This window comes from Kribbella sp. NPDC031520, assembly GCF_055580825.1.
In genome coordinates this window covers 1137052-1151561 of record NZ_JBVIKS010000002.1, presented here as the reverse complement: position 1 = coordinate 1151561, position 14510 = coordinate 1137052, and the positions used below count along the sequence as shown (strand labels likewise).

The window sequence follows — 14510 nt, the reverse complement described above, 5'->3', positions numbered from 1 at the left end:
AGGTCCTCTCTACCGCCGGGCACAGTCCCGACACAGCCCGACTCAGAAAACAGGAACAACCAATCTTAGTTGTCCCAGGTGCATAACCCCACGCGGGTCTCAGGCCTTCCCGATCGCGTCCGCCACGATCGCCGCGCCGAGGGTGGTCGCGGGTACCCCTGAGCCCGGGTGCGCGCCCGCGCCGACGCAGTAGAGGCCCTTGACCGGGGACACGTTCGAGGCGCGGCGGCGAGCGGTCCTGTAGCCCTCCCAGGCCACACCGGCCCACCAGGACGGCGAGGTCTGCCGCGACACCACGTTGTCTCTCACGGGCAGACCACGGGCGACCAAGAGGTCCAGTACGTCGTCGGTGGGGTAGCCGTGGACCAGCACGGACCACGCTTGGTGACCGGCCGGTGCTGTACCACCTGTCCGCACGACCACGGTCGGTGTCCCGTGCAGCACAGTCTCGAACGGCAGCGCCGGCACCGGGTCCTTGAGGCCCAGGTGTACGACGTACGCCGCCTGTGCCTGGTGTGTCGACAGGATCCGCTTGCGCACCTTCTTGGCGGCAGGGTCGTCGACCATGCTCTCGTAGAGCACCCGCGGGTCGATGTCGCTCACCACGATGTCTGCAGGGATCGCCTCACCGTCCGACAGCCGTACGCCGCTCACTGCGCCGTTGGCCGTCGTCACCGCAACCACCTCCGCGCTGGTGCGGACAGTGATCTTCCGTTCGCTCGCACGCTGCACGAGAGCGTCGGCCAGCGCGCCGAAGCCACCTGGGATCGTCCAGCGGCCGAACGTACGTTCCAGGTACGACCAGACGCCCACGTACCCCGGTGTGAGCCCTGCGTCGGACCCGCCCTGTGCTGCGAACAGCCTGAGTACTGCACGGGCGCGTTCGTCGGTCAGCTCACGCTGTGCGACCTTCTCCAGCGACTGCCACGGCTTGAGAGCGCGGATGGTCTTCATCGGCAGCTTGTCCTCGAGCGGCGGCTCCAGCGACGTCTTGCGGAGCAGCTGCCACGTGTCGCCGTACCCGTCGACCAGCTTGGTCCACTGCGCAGCCACGGGCGCACCCGCGAGGTCTGTCCAGGCCTCCTCCTGCGAGCCACGGTCGCCGATCGGCAGGTCGAGCACTGAGCCGTCGGAGAACATGTGGCGGCGCGGCTCGCTGACTGGCTCCAGCTGGACGAGGCTTTCGATCGGGCGGCCGCTCTTGCGGAACAGGTCGCGCAGTGCGGCCGGGAGCGTCGTACTGGCAGCTCCTGCGTCCCAGGTGAAGCCGTCAGCAGCTACGCGACCCAGCACACCACCAAGGTGCTCGTCACGTTCGCAAATGGTCACCTGGTGGCCGAGCTTCGCCAAGCGCACAGCACTCGCGAGACCGGCCAGACCGGCCCCGACCACAATCACGTCAGCCACTACTGTTCCCACGTTTCTCTCGCCACGCCTTGAACCTGAGATACCCGCGCCGGATGAACCTGAACGCGAAGTAGACCGCGATCAGGCCGATCACCAGCAGGATCCCGGCGATGATCAGCGCCGCCACCGGATGGAACGCGGCCAGCGACACCACACCGGCGACCGCGACATCCTCTCCCGACGAGGCGGCGATGTTGGTGACCGGCTCGGGGGAGGTGTTGATCGCGAGCCGCAGACTCGCCTTCACCGTGTGCGAGAGCAGCGCCACCAGACCGCCGACGGTCGTGACCACCGCCTGGTGCAGCGTGCTCGCGTGGCCGGACAGCAGCGCGGCGATGATCGCCCCGACGGTCGGCCGGATCACCGTCGAGATCGCGTCCCACGCGGAGTCGACGTACGGGATCTTGTCGGCGACGAACTCGAACGCGAACAGCACGCCGGCCGCGATCAGCACCGGCGTCGTGGTCAGTGCGTGCGGTACGTCGCCGGCACCGGCGAACCGGCCCAGCAGACCGAGGATCAGTACGCAGGCATAGGCGTTCACACCACTCGCCCAGCCGGTCGTCACCGCCAGCGGCAGCACTTCCATCGCGGTACTCCGTAACCCGAGGTGTCCGTCGTCTTTTCGTCAGTATCGAACCCGACGACGTGAGTTTTCGTTAACCGTTGACATCCGCGTCGTCCAGACCCACAGTGACTAGGCTGCCGGTCTGTGTGACCGGCAGGCACCCCGCCCACGGGTTCAGGAGATCAACATGCTGCGTCGTCCGAAGATTCTTGCCGCACTCGCTGCGGTAGCGCTGCCGACCGCCGTGGTCGGCGTGTCGTTGGGAAGTCCACCAGCCCAGGCCTCACAGCCTGCTGCCGCGACCGTCAGCGGTCAGTCGGCCTACAGTGCGGCGGCCGCGAAGTACGGCGTACCGGAGCCGGTCCTGCTGGCCGTCTCGTACGCCGAGTCGCGCTGGGACGACCACGCCGGCGCGCCGAGCACCACCGGTGGTTACGGCCCGATGCACCTCACCGGCCTGGGTGCGTCCGAGGTCGCCGACCTGTCCGGCAAGCAGAAGGTCGCGACCGCCGAGTCGCTGCAGACGCTGAAGACGGCGTCCGAGCTGACCGGCATCGACCAGTCCACGTTGCGTACCGACACCAGCTCGAACATCGACGGCGGCGCCGCGGTGCTGGCGTCGTACCAGAAGTCGCTCGGCCTGCCGGTCGGCACGAGCACCTCACCGGCTCAGTGGTACGGCGCGGTCGCCTCGTACGCCGAGGCCTGGGACAAGGTCGGCGCCGGCGGTTTCGCCGACGACGTCTACTCGATCATGGCCAAGGGCGCCGCCCGGACCACGAACACCGGCCAGCAGATCGTGATGCCGGCGCTGGCCGTGACGCCGGACAAGTCGCAGCTGGGCAAGCTGTCGCTGCCGGCCGGCGTCCAGCCGTCCACCTCGAACGTGGAGTGCCCCGTGTCGCTCGGTTGCGAGTGGCTGCCGGCGCCGTACTCGACCTTCGGTACCGATGGTGACTACGGCAACCACGACCTCGCGGATCGGCCGAAGACCGGGAAGATCGACTACGTCATCATCCACGACACCGAGGGCACCTGGCAGGGCGTGCTGAACCTGGTGCAGGACCCGACGTACGTCAGCTGGAACTACACGATGCGGTCCAACGACGGTCACGTCTGGCAGCACGTGAAGGCCAAGGACGTCGCCTGGCATGCCGGCAACTGGTACGTGAACATGCACAGCATTGGCATCGAGCACGAGGGCTTCGCGCCGCAGGGCGCCACCTGGTTCACCGAGTCGCTGTACCGCAACTCGGCCAAACTCGTGCGCTACCTGGCCGTGAAGAACGACATCCCGCTCGACCGGGCGCACATCATCGGCCACGACCAGGTGCCGGGCACGGTCCCGTCCACGGTCCGCGGCATGCACTGGGACCCGGGACCGTACTGGGACTGGGAGCACTACTTCGACCTGCTCGGCGCGCCGATCTGGGGCAAGTCCGTGCTGCCGGTTCGGGCCGGCTCGATCGTGACGATCAAGCCGGGCTTCCAGGGCAACGTCCAGGTCGTCAACAGCTGCGACACCCCGGGTACGCCGTGCACGCCGCAGGGCACCAACTTCGTCTACCTGCGCCAGGCGCCGGACGACAACGCGCCGCTGGTCAAGGACCTCGGTCTGCACCCGGACGGTTCGGACGGTACGACCGAGGTGTCCGACATGGGCTCGCGGGCCGCCGCAGGTTCGGAGTACGTCGTGGCGCAACGTCAGGGCGACTGGGTGGCCGTCTGGTACCTGGGCGCTCTCGGCTGGTTCAAGAGCCCGGCGTCGGCGCCGGACGCGTTCGCCAAGCCGGGTCTGGTCGTGAAGCCGAAGGCCGGTCTCGCGTCGGTGCCGGTGTACGGACGGGCGTACCCGGAGCAGTCGGCGTACCCGGCCGGCATCCCGTACCAGAAGGTGACGCCGTTGCAGTACTCGATCGGTGCGGGTCAGGCCTATCCGGTCGGTGACCTGAACATCGAGACCGACTACTACCGGGCCGTGACGTTCGACGGGCAGCCGCCGACCGACCACGTCCAGGTGCTCGGCGCGGACAAGTACTACCAGATCTGGTTCGGGCACCGGATGGCCTACGTACGGGCCGCCGACGTGGACGTCCGCCCGGCCGTCTAACCTTGCCCGCGTGATCGACGAAGCCGTCCAGCCGTTGCTGGACGGCTTTGTCAGTTCTGTGCGTTCCGCGGCCGCTGTCGAGGCGGTCTGGCTGCACGGGTCGCTGGCGCTGGGGGACTACCAGTTGGGGCGCAGCGACCTGGACGTGATCGTCGTGGTCTCGGAGCCGCCGTCTCCGGCCGTGGCCGACGTACACCGGGAGCTGATCCGGGCCGACCCGCTGGCGGCCAAGCTGCACTGCTCCTACATGGCCGTGGACCGGTTGGCGGATCTGTCGGTCCGGCACCCGACGTTCGCCCACCAGCGGTACTTCGACCGGCCGGTGACGCCGGTGACCAGGCGGGAGCTTGCCATCGGCAACCGGACGCTGTTCGGCCCGGCGCCCGCGGAGTTGCTGCCGGCAACGACCGACGAGGAGCTGTTCGAGTTCGTCCGCCGGGACCTGCGCGAGTTCTGGTTGCCGGCCACCCGGAAGCGCACGCCGTGGTACGCCGACATCTGGGTCGACCTGGGCCTGCTCACGATCGCGCGGGCGCACGTGACGCTGGCGACCGGGGACCTGATCAGCAAGCGGGCCGCGTTCGACGTGCTGCCTCGGCTCGGGGCGCCCGCGGACGTCGTCGAGGACATCCGCCGGCGCCGGTACACCGACGACGTCCGGACCGGGCCTTGGTGGCGGCACACCCGCGCTGGGCTGACCCGGCGCTTCGTACAGACCGCGATTCCCACGGTCCTCAGTCGACCGTGAGCTCCGTACCTCCGGTGAGCTTCAGCAGCTCGGCGTAGGTGGTCGGGAACACCGAGTGCGGGATGCCCGCTGCGGCCCAGATCACGGCGTACTGCTCGAGGGCGGTGTCGACGTACGTCGGGACGCGGCCCGGGTGCCCGACCGGGGCGACGCCGCCGATCGGCTGACCGGTGTGCTCCCTGACGAACTCCGGCGTGGCCCGCTTCAGCTTCCCGATCCCGAGCCCGGCGGCGACCTTCGCGGTGTCCACCCGGTGCGCGCCCGAGGTGAGGATCAGTACCGGCGCGCCGTCGCCGTCGAAGATCAGGCTGTTCGCGATCGCGCCGACCTCGCAGCCGAGCTCCGCCGCCGCGGCCGCCGCGGTCGGCACCGCCTCGCCCAGGATCACGATCTCGCCGGTCGCACCGGCCGCCCGCAGCGCGGCGGCCACTTTCTGCACATTGGGATGACTGCTCACCCTGGTGAGCTTAGGTACCTTGTCACCCCGATTTGACCGCCGTCCGGAAATTGTCGGTGGCGTCGTCGACGATGAGGTCATGGAGATCGGGACCCTGCGCAGCCGCCTGGCGACCGGTGCTGCCCCGGTCCCCGGCGCGCCGATCCACGCTCCCGTTGACGACTGTCGGCGGGCGGCGATACGCTTCCAGTGTTCGAACAGATGTTCGATTGCCTCGGTCCCGGTTTCGTCGGGAGGCCGGCCCGGGGCGGATCGGACAGCTGGACGGCTCCGGTGCGGAGTTGCGGCCGCATCGGAATCCGGTGGCCCCGGCGGGCCGGGCACCGGGGTGGTCCTCGACCCCCACCCCGTGCCCACCCGCCGGGCCGCCGACCCGGGGAAGCTTTGGACAGCAGGAGGAGATGGACCATGTGGGAGTTCGACGACGCCGTCGAGGTGCACTCGGTGAACGTTGGCGGTGTGCTGACCCCCGACCAGTTCCTCTGGCGTGGCCGGCTGTGGCGGGTGCGCGCGATCCGGTCGCAGTGGACCGAGACCGCCGCCTGGTGGGAGCGCGGCGTGATCGGCACCGGCCGGACGCACGACCCGCTGGCGTTCGCGGACCCGGCGCTGCGGACCGGCGGCATGCTCGCGTTCGACGCCCGGGACGGCCGCCGGCCGGCCGCTGACGACTCGCTCTCGCGGATCGACGCGGCCACGGTCGCCGAGGTCTGTTCGGCGGCCCGGACCCGGCCGGCCCGGACCCACCAGGCCGGCGTGGCCACGCTCCCCACCCACTCGCCGGCTGCCACCGGTGTGCTGGACGCGGAATGGGGCCCGGAGCGTTCGGTGTTCCGGGTGGAAGCCGGCTGCGGCCGGTTCGGACGGCAGGAGATGTTCGATCTCGCCCACGACCCGGACTCGGGCCGTTGGCAACTGGAAAGGGTGACCGACCGATGACAGTTTCACCGGTATCGCCGGCTGCGGCCGGTGCGGCCAGCCGCGAGCTGTTCCGTGCCCGGGCCGCGCTGGCCGAGGCAACCGAGACCAGCGACCACCTGATCCGCTACTCGAGCGCGCATGTCGCGGCGCTCCGAGTTGCGGCCGCGGTGCTCGCCGTACGCGCCCGTCCGGTCCGCTCAGGCAGCCGCCGCCGCGTCCAGCGCAACGCGTGGGTGCTGCTCGCCGAGGTCGCGCCGGAGTTCGGCGAGTGGGCGACGTTCTTCGCCGCCGGCGCCGCGCAGCGCGCCGCTGCCGAGGCCGGCCTGGAGCGCGCCGTCAGCACGCGTGAGGCCGACGACCTGGTCCGCGCGGTCGACACGTTCTACACCCAGGTGGAGGCCAGCCTGCGGCTGTCCACCAGCCCGGTGCTCACCGCCACCACCGACCCGCAGTCCGTCCTCACCCAGTCCTGGATGCAAGCCAGCTGAACCACCACGCACCTGAGGAGATCCCGACCGTGAGCGAACCCACCCGAGGCCTGGGCAAGGACCTGTGCGGTCGCGTCCACGCCGTCACCGGCGCCGAGTGCTACCTGCCGGACACGCACTACCCACGACCGCACCAGGCTCTGTCCGGCGACTCCTGGCATGACGGCCTCTGCACCGAGTGCGCGGGCTCTGGTCTGGCATCCGACATTCTCTGCCCGTCCTGCAACGGCACTGCGTTCGAGCCGCTGACGTTGCCGGAGACCTACCAACCCGGCTGACGGCCCCGCGCGGCCCGGGTTCTGAATTAGGGTCAGCCGGGTGAGCGGACTTCCGGTGTTGGATGTCGAGGAGCAGCGGGTTCTGGGGAGCTTGCTGGAGAAGCAGTTGACCGTGCCGGCGTCGTACCCGTTGACGGCGAACGCGTTGCGGAGCGCCTGCAACCAGACCAGCAACCGCGAGCCGGTCGTCGATTACGACCAGGGCGCCGTCGAGCGGGTCGCCCGTGGGCTCCGGGACCGTGAGCTGTTGCGGATCGTCTGGGCGGACACGGGTCGCCGGACGTTGAAGTATCACCAGATCCTGGACGAGAAGCTCGAGCTCGGAGCGGACGAGCGGGCGCTGATCACGGTCCTGCTGCTGCGTGGTGCGCAGGCGCCGGGGGAGCTGCGGACGCGGACCGAGCGCCTGCACCGTTTCGACGACCGTACCGATGTGGAAGCGTGCCTCCAGCGGATGGCGGCCCGCCCCGAGCCGCTGGTCCGCGAGCTCGAGCGCCGCGCCGGGCAGCACGACCGGCGCTGGATCCACCTCCTGGGCCCGGTGCCGGAAGCGGAGACAGTCGCGCCGGTGGAGACCGTCGACCGCGACACGGTGATCGCCGACGGAACAGACGTACGTGACGACCGGGTGCGTTCGGCGTACGACGCGGTCGCGACGACGTACGCGGACGAGCTGCTCGACGAGCTCGACGGGCTGCCGTTCGAGCGGTGGCTGCTCGACCGGGTCGTTGCCCACGCCAACGGTCGCCCGGTGGTCGAGGTCGGTTCGGGGCCTGGGCACGTGACGGCGTACCTCGCCGATCGGCACGCGGACGCGACCGGGATCGACATGTCGCCGGAGATGGTCGCCGAGGCACGCCGCCGGTTCCCACACCTGCACTTCGAGGTCGGCGACCTCCGTCGGCTCGCCCGCCCACCGGCGAGCTCCGGCTGGGCCGCCGTCCTCGGGTGGTATTCGCTGATCCACCTGGCCGCTTCGGAGCTCCCCGACGCGATTACCGCGTTGACGCGTCCGCTCGACCCGGGCGGTTGGCTGGTGCTCGCGCTGCACGCCGGCGCGGAGGTCCTGCACGTGGAGCAACTCCTGGGCCACGAGGTCGAGCTGGACTACGTCCTGCACGAGCCGACCCAGGTCGTGAACGTCCTCGAGTCAGCCGGTCTCACCGACGTCGAGTGGTACCTCCGCGGACCCATCACCGCCCGCGCCGAAACCACTCGTCGCCTGTACGTCATCGCCCGCACCCCGTCCTGACCCATGCTTTTCAGGACTTGGCGTACCTCTCCGCTGCGAGCGACTCGAACTCCAAGCCGACCGCAGGCTCGTCGCCGACGACCCACGCGTCATGCCCGGGTTCGATCACGTAGGCGATGCCGGGCGTTAGCCGTGCCTTGCTGCCGTCGTCGTGCACGATCTCCAACTCTCCTGAGAGCAGCGTTCCGACGTGGTGCACTTGGCAGGAGTCGCCGCCGACGACGGGGCGGATGCACTCGGACCAGCGCCAGCCGGGCTGGAAGGTGATCCGGGCAACGCTCGCCCCCGGCAGCTTGACGACGTCGACTTGCGTCTTGTCCGGTGAACGTTGCTCGTCCGGCTCGTCGAAGGACTTGCTGAAGATGGCCATGATCCCTCCCTGGTGATCGGCTCTCCCCTTCCTTCCGACGATGGCGCTCCGGCGTCGCCACAGGAAGAGGCCGAGAATTATCGGCCGCTTACGCCCGTACCCCGGGTCGGGCCGGGTGCGTCTGCCGGACGGGCGAGGGGATGGAAGTAGGGTGTGGCGCGGCGAGATGTCGGGGGTCATGAGGCGGAGGGTTGATGGTGGAGCGGCGGCGGCGTGGCGTACGGACGGCGTTGGTGGGTGAGGCGCTACGCGTTGCCCTGGCGGCGCGCGAGCGGACCGATCCGGGTGCCGGGCTGGACATCGTCGACCTCGGCGGCGGTACCGGCGGGTTCGCCGTACCGCTGGCGGTCGAGGGCCACCGGGTGACTGTGGTCGACCCGAGTCCGGACGCGCTTGCCTCCCTCGAACGGCGTGCGCGCGACGAAGGCGTCAGCGAACTGGTCCGCGGCGTTCAGGGCGATGCGGCCGAGCTCCTCGGCCTGGCGGGGGAGTCGAGCGCCGACGCCGTGCTCTGCCACGGGGTCCTCGAGGTCGTCGACGACCCGTCGCAGGCGCTGCAGGCGATGGCTTCCGTACTGCGGGAAGGCGGCGTACTGAGCCTGCTGGTTGCCCAGCGCAACGCCGTCGTGCTCGCGCGGGCGCTGGCCGGGCATCTGGCCGAGGCGCGGATCGCGCTGCAGGACCCGGACGGCCGCTGGGGTGCGACCGACCCGATGCCGCGGCGGTTCGACGAGGCCGGGATCACCGGCCAGCTGGCCGATGCCGGGTTCATGGTGCACACGGTGCACGGCGTCCGGACGTTCGCCGATCTGGTCCCGTCCGCGTTCGTCGACTCCGAACCAGGCGCCGCCGACTCACTGGCAGCCCTCGAACGCGCCGCCAGCCAGCACCCCGCCTTCCGCGCCCTAGCCACCCAACTACACATCCTCGCCACCCACTGACCCCACCGCCCCGCACTCACCCCCCGCCTGCCCCCCGCCCGGTACACCACCCCGCGCGTCACACCGCACCCCGCGTCCCGCACAGGCACCCCGCACCCGCGCGGCCACCGCGCACCACCCGGCACCCAGCACCACCCGACACCGCGCACCGCGCCGCACCACCCCGCACCCACCCCGCACCGCCGCACAGCCGCCCCGCCCCGCGCACCCGCCTCGCCTCGCGCGCCGCAGCACCTCGCACCGCGCACGGCCCCGCCCCACGTACCGCACCACCGCAACCGCACGGCGCACCGCCCCACCCCGTACCACCCGGCAACCGCAGCAACCGGTACCCCGCACCGCACCACCCCCGCACCGCGCACCCGCGCCGCCGCGCGCCGCAGCGCGCACCCGCACCGCACCGCGCGCTGCACCCGCATCACGGCTGGTCGGAGTGTGGTGGGATGCGACGGAGGGTGATGGGGGTGCTACCTGGGGCTTGGTTGCTGTGGGCGGGTGTGGGCGACACGCCGGTTGGAGTGGTTTGGGACGTCTGTTGGCGGGGCAGTTGCGGGACCGTGACGCGCTGGACAGGCGGTCAGGGTTTCGTGTGACGCGGGCGCGGCCTAGACTGGAGGCGGCCTATCGAGATCGCGCTCATCATGGAGGGATCGACGGTGCCCCTCTCGGAAGAAGAGCAGCGCCAGTTCGAGCAGCTCGAACGTGCCCTTGCTGCGGAAGACCCGAAGTTCGTTTCCGCCATGCGTGGGACCAATGTGCGCTTGTACTACCGGCGCCGTGCAGTGCTTGCCGGCGTTGGTTTCGTGCTGGGCATCGCGGTGCTGATGACCGGTGCAATCATTCCCAATACCATCATCGGAGTCATCGGCTTCGTGATGATGGTTGCCTGCCTGTACATCGCTGCGCTGAGCATGAAGCGGATCAGCAACGCGGGGGAGTCCGACGACATCCCGCCGCCTCCGCCGACCAAGCGGCACCGGACGAAGCACGACTCGTCCGGCAGCTTCATGGAGCGCATGGAGGATCGCTGGCGCCGGCGCCGCGAAGAAGACCTCTGACGGCCACAGCCTGAGTCTCCGGCCACACCCGTGCCCTGGTGGGACGGGTGTGGCTGTTTTTATGTCGGAAGAGTTCTACGCCCGGTGTGCGGTGCGGTACGGGAGCTCATCGGCGCGGCCGCCGAATGTACGCGCGAGCGGGAGTGCAGCCGGGGTGTCCGCGAGTGCGGGAGTGCGGCCGGGGGGCGCGCTCGACCCGTGAGTCGAGCGCGGCCGCAGGGCGGTTCTACTAGCAGGTGACCGGGAGGCGCGGGTTCATCCTCGGTCTGGGCCTGTTGTTGGGCGCTTCGGGATTACGAGCGAACGCAGGCGGGCCAGCAGCAGGTCGAACTCGTCCAGTAGGTCTGACGCCTCGGTTGTGCCGCGGCTCAGGTACCAGCGCCAGGACGGCGGCAGCAGCCGCGCCCGCCAGCGGCGGCGCGCAGGCGCCTGTGCCCACAGTGCTTTCCGTACGTCGGTCGCGTCGGCGCGCAGGTCGACCTCGTGGTGCTCGTCGCCGGCGTACCGGAGTGCCTCGATACCGCGGGCCAGCCGGCGCGCGGCCGGCTGCGTCTCGTCGGGGACCTTCGACACCAGCCACTGACCGGTCTGCCGCGGCGTCGAGATTTCGGACCAGTCCAGGCCCAGGTCGCGGGAGGTGTCGCGGATCTCCGCCCACAACCCCTCGGCCCCGGCCCGTCCCGGCAGTCGCAGGAACCGTCGCCTGCGGGTCAGCGTCCGGACCAGCCACGGGATGCACAGCAGTAGCAGAACGCCGAACCCACCGGCGATCACCTGCCCGCCGCCCCGGGTGAACCAGTTGCCGCCGCCAACGATCGGGCTGCCGCTGTGGTCCGGCAGGTTCGGGTCATGCCGCGCCCTGTCGACCGGGTCGGTCGCCTTGTCGCCCGGCGTCGTCGGGCCACTGGTCGGCGCGGTCGTCGGGGTGGTCGTCGGCTCGTTCGCGGCGATCGTCCAGCCGGGGGTCGTCGCGACCCGCGCGGATGGCGTCGGCTCGAACCGGACCCAGCCGACACCCTGGAAGTACAGCTCCGGCCAGGCGTGCATGTCGTGCATCCGGACCGTGTACAGGCCATCCTTGTCGGACGTGCCGGGCAGGAAGCCGATGCCGACCCGAGCCGGGATGCCGAGGATGCGGGCCAGCAGTGCCATCCCGGTGGCGAACTGCTCGCAGTACCCCTTCTTGCTGGTGAGCAGGAAGTCCTCGATCGAGGCCATTCCGCTGCCCTTGACGTTCTCCGTGCTGTACGTGAACTGGCCACCGCTGCGGAACCAGTTCTGCAGCAGGACCGCGGCCTCGAACTTGTTCTCCTTGGCCGACGCGGTGAGGCTGTACGCGAGGTGCTTGATCGCGTCCGGGGTCTTCTCCGGAACGCTCATCGTGTACCGGTCCGGGGCGCCGGTGGTGATCGAGTCGTGCAGCTGGTCCGGCGTCGGCTCCAGGTCGTACGCGGTCAGCTTGTACTTCTTGCCCGCGACGATCCCGCCGTTGCTCGACATCACGTCCAGCGCGCCGGAGTCGTACTTCCAGTCCTTCTTCAGCGAGATCGACTGCAGCGGGTAGGGGACCGGGACGAGCTGCGAGCGCAGGTCCCGGGTGACGCTGATCTCCATCGAGGTGACCGGGACCTTCGAGAGGTCGCCGCTGAAGCCGGGCGGCGGGGTCAGGTTGCCGTTCAGCTTCTGTTCCGCGCCGCGCGGCGCGATCCGCCAGGTGTTGCCGTCGAACAGGTCGAGCGCGGTGAGCCGCAGGTACGTACCGCCGGTCGGGCCGCCCTTGTAGGTGAGCGCGACGACGTTGTCGCCGCGTTTGAGGTTGCGGCCCATGTCGAGCATCGGGTCGGTGGACGAGATCGACGCACCGATCCCGGTGCCGTTGGTGCCGCCGGCGAGACCGTTGCCGATGACACCTTCCGGCAGCGCCGGCAGCAGGGCGGGCAGCAGCGCGGCAATAGCGACCACGGTCAGCCCGATCCGGCGGCCGGCCTGGCCGAGTGCCGACGCCTCGACCGGCTCGGACGCGTCGAGGTGCGACACCCCGGAGATCCGGCGGCCCCAGCGACTGAGCCGGCTCCGCCCCTCCGAGGACAGCAGCACGATGTACCCGATCGCCGGCGGGATGAACAGCAGCCACGGCAGTCCGCCGTGCACGGTCGCCGCGGGCACGGTGTACATGATCAGCAACAGAAGCCCGGACCACGCGGCCTGTCGAAGCTGGACGGCGATCACGTGGACGAGGAACCCGGTCACGGCAATCACCGACACCGCGAACAGTGTCAGGTGCGGGTCCTGCGGCAGCGGCGCGCTGAACCGGTTGATCGAGTCCATCGCGTCGACCATCCGCGAGTTGAACTCGATCGCGGTCGCCCGCCAGGGGATCAGCCCGAACTTCATCGTGCTGTGCAGGAAGAACAGCGACAGCAGCTCGACGAGCACGAGCAGCTGAACGATCGGTACGACGATCCGCGGGATGCGCAGGTGCTGCAGGCCGACGCCGACCGCGGTGATCAGCGCACACAGGAACACGCTGACGAACAGGAACGGCCCGGAGAACACCGGCGTCAGCACGAGCGACCCCAGCGCGGTCGCCCCCCAAGCAGCAATCGAGATCCTCGCGTGACCGGTCATGCGATACGTCCACTTCTCAGGCCCAGGCCGGACCACACGGTGGGGAGGTGGTCGCCGCGGCGGACGCGGGCGACTCGCCAGCCGTTGCGGCGCAGTTCGTTCTCGGTGGCTTCCGTGGCGGCACTCAAGCGGGCCCCCTTCTCGGTCGCCTCGGCGCCGACCGCCCAGCTGGCCGCGTCCAGCACCAGGGCGACACCGGTCGCCTGGCTGGTCCGCCAGCGGTTCAGGGCGATCACGTCATCGGTACTGCACGCGCCCAGGATCGCGACCACCAGGCTCGGCTCCTGCGGGCGCCGGTCGACGCTCAGCAGCGGACCGAGCTCGGCGTACTTGTGTTCCTCGACGGTCGCGCACTCGGTCAGCAGTTCCTGCTGCGAGAGCGGCTGGTGTACGGCAGCCGACGTCCGGTGCGTGATCGCGGACAGCGTGGTCGGCCCGCCGAGCATCATCGTCACGTACCCGCGGCGGATCCGGTCGATGCCGACCGACGCGGCCGCGCTGACCGCCCACTCCAGGCTCGACGACGGACCGTGCCCGTGGTGCGAGATCGTCCGTGCGTCCAGGAACAGCGCGCACCGGCTCTGCCACGGCTGCTCCTCGCGCCGGACCATCAGCTCGCCGCGGCGCGCCGTCGACCGCCAGTGCACCCGGCGCAGGTCGTCGCCGTCGCGGTACTCGCGGACCGTCGCGTCCTCCTCGCCCGCGGACGCGATGGCCCGCGGCCGGTTCTCGCCGGCGCCGGCCCGGTCCGCGCCCAGCCGTATCTCGGGCAGCTTGAACACCCGCGGCGTGACCAGCAGGTGCTGGCTGCGCGTGAACGTCCGGCTCGTCTCCACCAACCCGAACGGGTCGGCGACGGTCAGCATCAGCGGACCGACCTGGAACAGCCCGCGGACGTCGGACTTCACCGGATAAGTGACGGTACGGCGCCAGTTCGGGCTCACGCGGTCGACGACGAAGCGCGGGCGGTGGCCCAGTACATAAGGAATACGGTCCTCGAGCAGCAGCAGCCCGGCAGGCATCCGGCCCTGGTTGCTGAGGGTCAGCTCGACCGTCGCCTGCGTCCCGACCGGGACCTGGTCCGGCGCGAGGCTCCGGCGTACCTGCAGGCGCAGCCGGGTGCGGCCGACCACGAGCGCCGCGACCACCGGTAGAGCGGCGAGCAGGATACCGACGCGCAGCAGGTCCTTCTGGCCGAGCAGCAGTGCGCACAGCGATGCCGTGATCCCGGCCGCGACGAACGCCCGCCCCCTGGTGGTCAGTCCGCGCAGAGCCTGCCGCATG

14 protein-coding genes are annotated in these 14510 nt (G+C 70.3%); 8 read left to right on the top strand and 6 right to left on the bottom strand.

Annotation, left to right across the window (positions count from 1 at the left end; genetic code table 11):
* Positions 1-99: 99 nt before the first annotated feature.
* Both ACZ5BU_RS14150 and ACZ5BU_RS14145 read right to left on the bottom strand, forming a co-directional pair.
* On the bottom strand, positions 100-1407 hold the full coding sequence (locus tag ACZ5BU_RS14150) for a phytoene desaturase family protein (RefSeq protein WP_465698813.1): 1308 nt from the start codon (positions 1405-1407) through the stop codon (positions 100-102).
* Positions 1400-1996: a DUF4126 domain-containing protein gene (locus tag ACZ5BU_RS14145; RefSeq protein WP_465698811.1), complete on the bottom strand. Its 597-nt coding sequence runs from the start codon at positions 1994-1996 to the stop codon at positions 1400-1402. Before ACZ5BU_RS14145 ends, ACZ5BU_RS14150 begins: the two co-directional genes overlap by 8 nt.
* A gap of 166 nt (positions 1997-2162) precedes the next feature.
* Here ACZ5BU_RS14145 and ACZ5BU_RS14140 point away from each other — a divergent pair, with 166 nt between their 5' ends.
* The gene (locus ACZ5BU_RS14140; protein WP_465698809.1) at positions 2163-4085 is read left to right on the top strand and encodes an N-acetylmuramoyl-L-alanine amidase; all 1923 of its coding nucleotides are present in this window, start codon (positions 2163-2165) and stop codon (positions 4083-4085) included.
* 10 nt (positions 4086-4095) lie between these two features.
* The gene (locus ACZ5BU_RS14135; protein WP_465698807.1) at positions 4096-4833 is read left to right on the top strand and encodes a nucleotidyltransferase domain-containing protein; all 738 of its coding nucleotides are present in this window, start codon (positions 4096-4098) and stop codon (positions 4831-4833) included.
* Here ACZ5BU_RS14135 and ACZ5BU_RS14130 read toward each other — a convergent pair.
* Positions 4820-5290, bottom strand: coding sequence for a YbaK/EbsC family protein (locus tag ACZ5BU_RS14130; protein WP_465698805.1), 471 nt, complete (start codon positions 5288-5290; stop codon positions 4820-4822). The genes ACZ5BU_RS14135 and ACZ5BU_RS14130 overlap by 14 nt on opposite strands.
* A gap of 408 nt (positions 5291-5698) precedes the next feature.
* On the opposite strand from ACZ5BU_RS14130, the gene ACZ5BU_RS14125 reads away from it, so the two are divergent.
* From ACZ5BU_RS14125 to ACZ5BU_RS14110, 4 genes are read left to right on the top strand one after another with little or no spacing between them, the layout of a single operon-like run.
* Entirely contained in the window at positions 5699-6229 is a 531-nt protein-coding gene (locus ACZ5BU_RS14125; RefSeq protein WP_465698803.1) for a DUF6504 family protein, read from the top strand.
* Positions 6226-6699 carry an SAV_6107 family HEPN domain-containing protein gene (locus tag ACZ5BU_RS14120; RefSeq protein ID WP_465698801.1) on the top strand — a complete coding sequence of 158 codons (474 nt, stop codon included), beginning with the start codon at positions 6226-6228 and terminating at the stop codon, positions 6697-6699. Before ACZ5BU_RS14125 ends, ACZ5BU_RS14120 begins: the two co-directional genes overlap by 4 nt.
* A 29-nt stretch (positions 6700-6728) precedes the next feature.
* Positions 6729-6977 (top strand): hypothetical protein, encoded by a 249-nt coding sequence (locus tag ACZ5BU_RS14115; RefSeq protein WP_465698799.1) that lies wholly within the window; start codon positions 6729-6731, stop codon positions 6975-6977.
* Positions 6978-7017: 40 nt separating this feature from the next.
* The gene (locus ACZ5BU_RS14110; protein WP_465698797.1) at positions 7018-8229 is read left to right on the top strand and encodes a DUF480 domain-containing protein; all 1212 of its coding nucleotides are present in this window, start codon (positions 7018-7020) and stop codon (positions 8227-8229) included.
* 10 nt (positions 8230-8239) lie between these two features.
* Here ACZ5BU_RS14110 and ACZ5BU_RS14105 read toward each other — a convergent pair whose 3' ends face one another.
* Entirely contained in the window at positions 8240-8599 is a 360-nt protein-coding gene (locus tag ACZ5BU_RS14105) for a cupin domain-containing protein (protein ID WP_465698795.1), read from the bottom strand.
* 194 nt (positions 8600-8793) lie between these two features.
* Between ACZ5BU_RS14105 and ACZ5BU_RS14100 the strand changes: the two genes are divergently transcribed.
* Both ACZ5BU_RS14100 and ACZ5BU_RS14095 read left to right on the top strand, forming a co-directional pair.
* Complete coding sequence (locus ACZ5BU_RS14100) at positions 8794-9540, top strand: methyltransferase domain-containing protein (RefSeq protein WP_465698793.1); 747 nt, start codon at positions 8794-8796, stop codon at positions 9538-9540.
* Between the two features lie 656 nt (positions 9541-10196).
* A complete protein-coding gene (locus ACZ5BU_RS14095) occupies positions 10197-10598 on the top strand; it encodes a DUF3040 domain-containing protein (protein ID WP_238332624.1) in 402 nt (133 codons plus the stop codon).
* Positions 10599-10853: 255 nt separating this feature from the next.
* Here ACZ5BU_RS14095 and ACZ5BU_RS14090 read toward each other — a convergent pair whose 3' ends face one another.
* Together ACZ5BU_RS14090 and ACZ5BU_RS14085 are read right to left on the bottom strand one after the other, a co-directional pair.
* Complete coding sequence (locus ACZ5BU_RS14090) at positions 10854-13226, bottom strand: transglutaminase TgpA family protein (protein WP_465698790.1); 2373 nt, start codon at positions 13224-13226, stop codon at positions 10854-10856.
* Positions 13223-14509 carry a DUF58 domain-containing protein gene (locus tag ACZ5BU_RS14085; RefSeq protein WP_465698788.1) on the bottom strand — a complete coding sequence of 429 codons (1287 nt, stop codon included), beginning with the start codon at positions 14507-14509 and terminating at the stop codon, positions 13223-13225. Before ACZ5BU_RS14085 ends, ACZ5BU_RS14090 begins: the two co-directional genes overlap by 4 nt.
* Between the last annotated feature and the right edge of the window lies 1 nt (position 14510).

Bases quoted from the DNA above. Each gene is read 5' to 3' on its own strand.
- ACZ5BU_RS14145 (WP_465698811.1), bottom strand. From the start codon at position 1,996: ATGGAAGTGCTGCCGCTGGCGGTGACGACCGGCTGGGCGAGTGGTGTG.
- ACZ5BU_RS14140 (WP_465698809.1), top strand. From the start codon at position 2,163: ATGCTGCGTCGTCCGAAGATTCTTGCCGCACTCGCTGCGGTAGCGCTG.
- ACZ5BU_RS14125 (WP_465698803.1), top strand. From the start codon at position 5,699: ATGTGGGAGTTCGACGACGCCGTCGAGGTGCACTCGGTGAACGTTGGC.
- ACZ5BU_RS14120 (WP_465698801.1), top strand. From the start codon at position 6,226: ATGACAGTTTCACCGGTATCGCCGGCTGCGGCCGGTGCGGCCAGCCGC.
- ACZ5BU_RS14105 (WP_465698795.1), bottom strand. From the start codon at position 8,599: ATGGCCATCTTCAGCAAGTCCTTCGACGAGCCGGACGAGCAACGTTCA.
- ACZ5BU_RS14100 (WP_465698793.1), top strand. From the start codon at position 8,794: ATGGTGGAGCGGCGGCGGCGTGGCGTACGGACGGCGTTGGTGGGTGAG.
- ACZ5BU_RS14090 (WP_465698790.1), bottom strand. From the start codon at position 13,226: ATGACCGGTCACGCGAGGATCTCGATTGCTGCTTGGGGGGCGACCGCG.
- ACZ5BU_RS14085 (WP_465698788.1), bottom strand. From the start codon at position 14,509: ATGCGGCAGGCTCTGCGCGGACTGACCACCAGGGGGCGGGCGTTCGTC.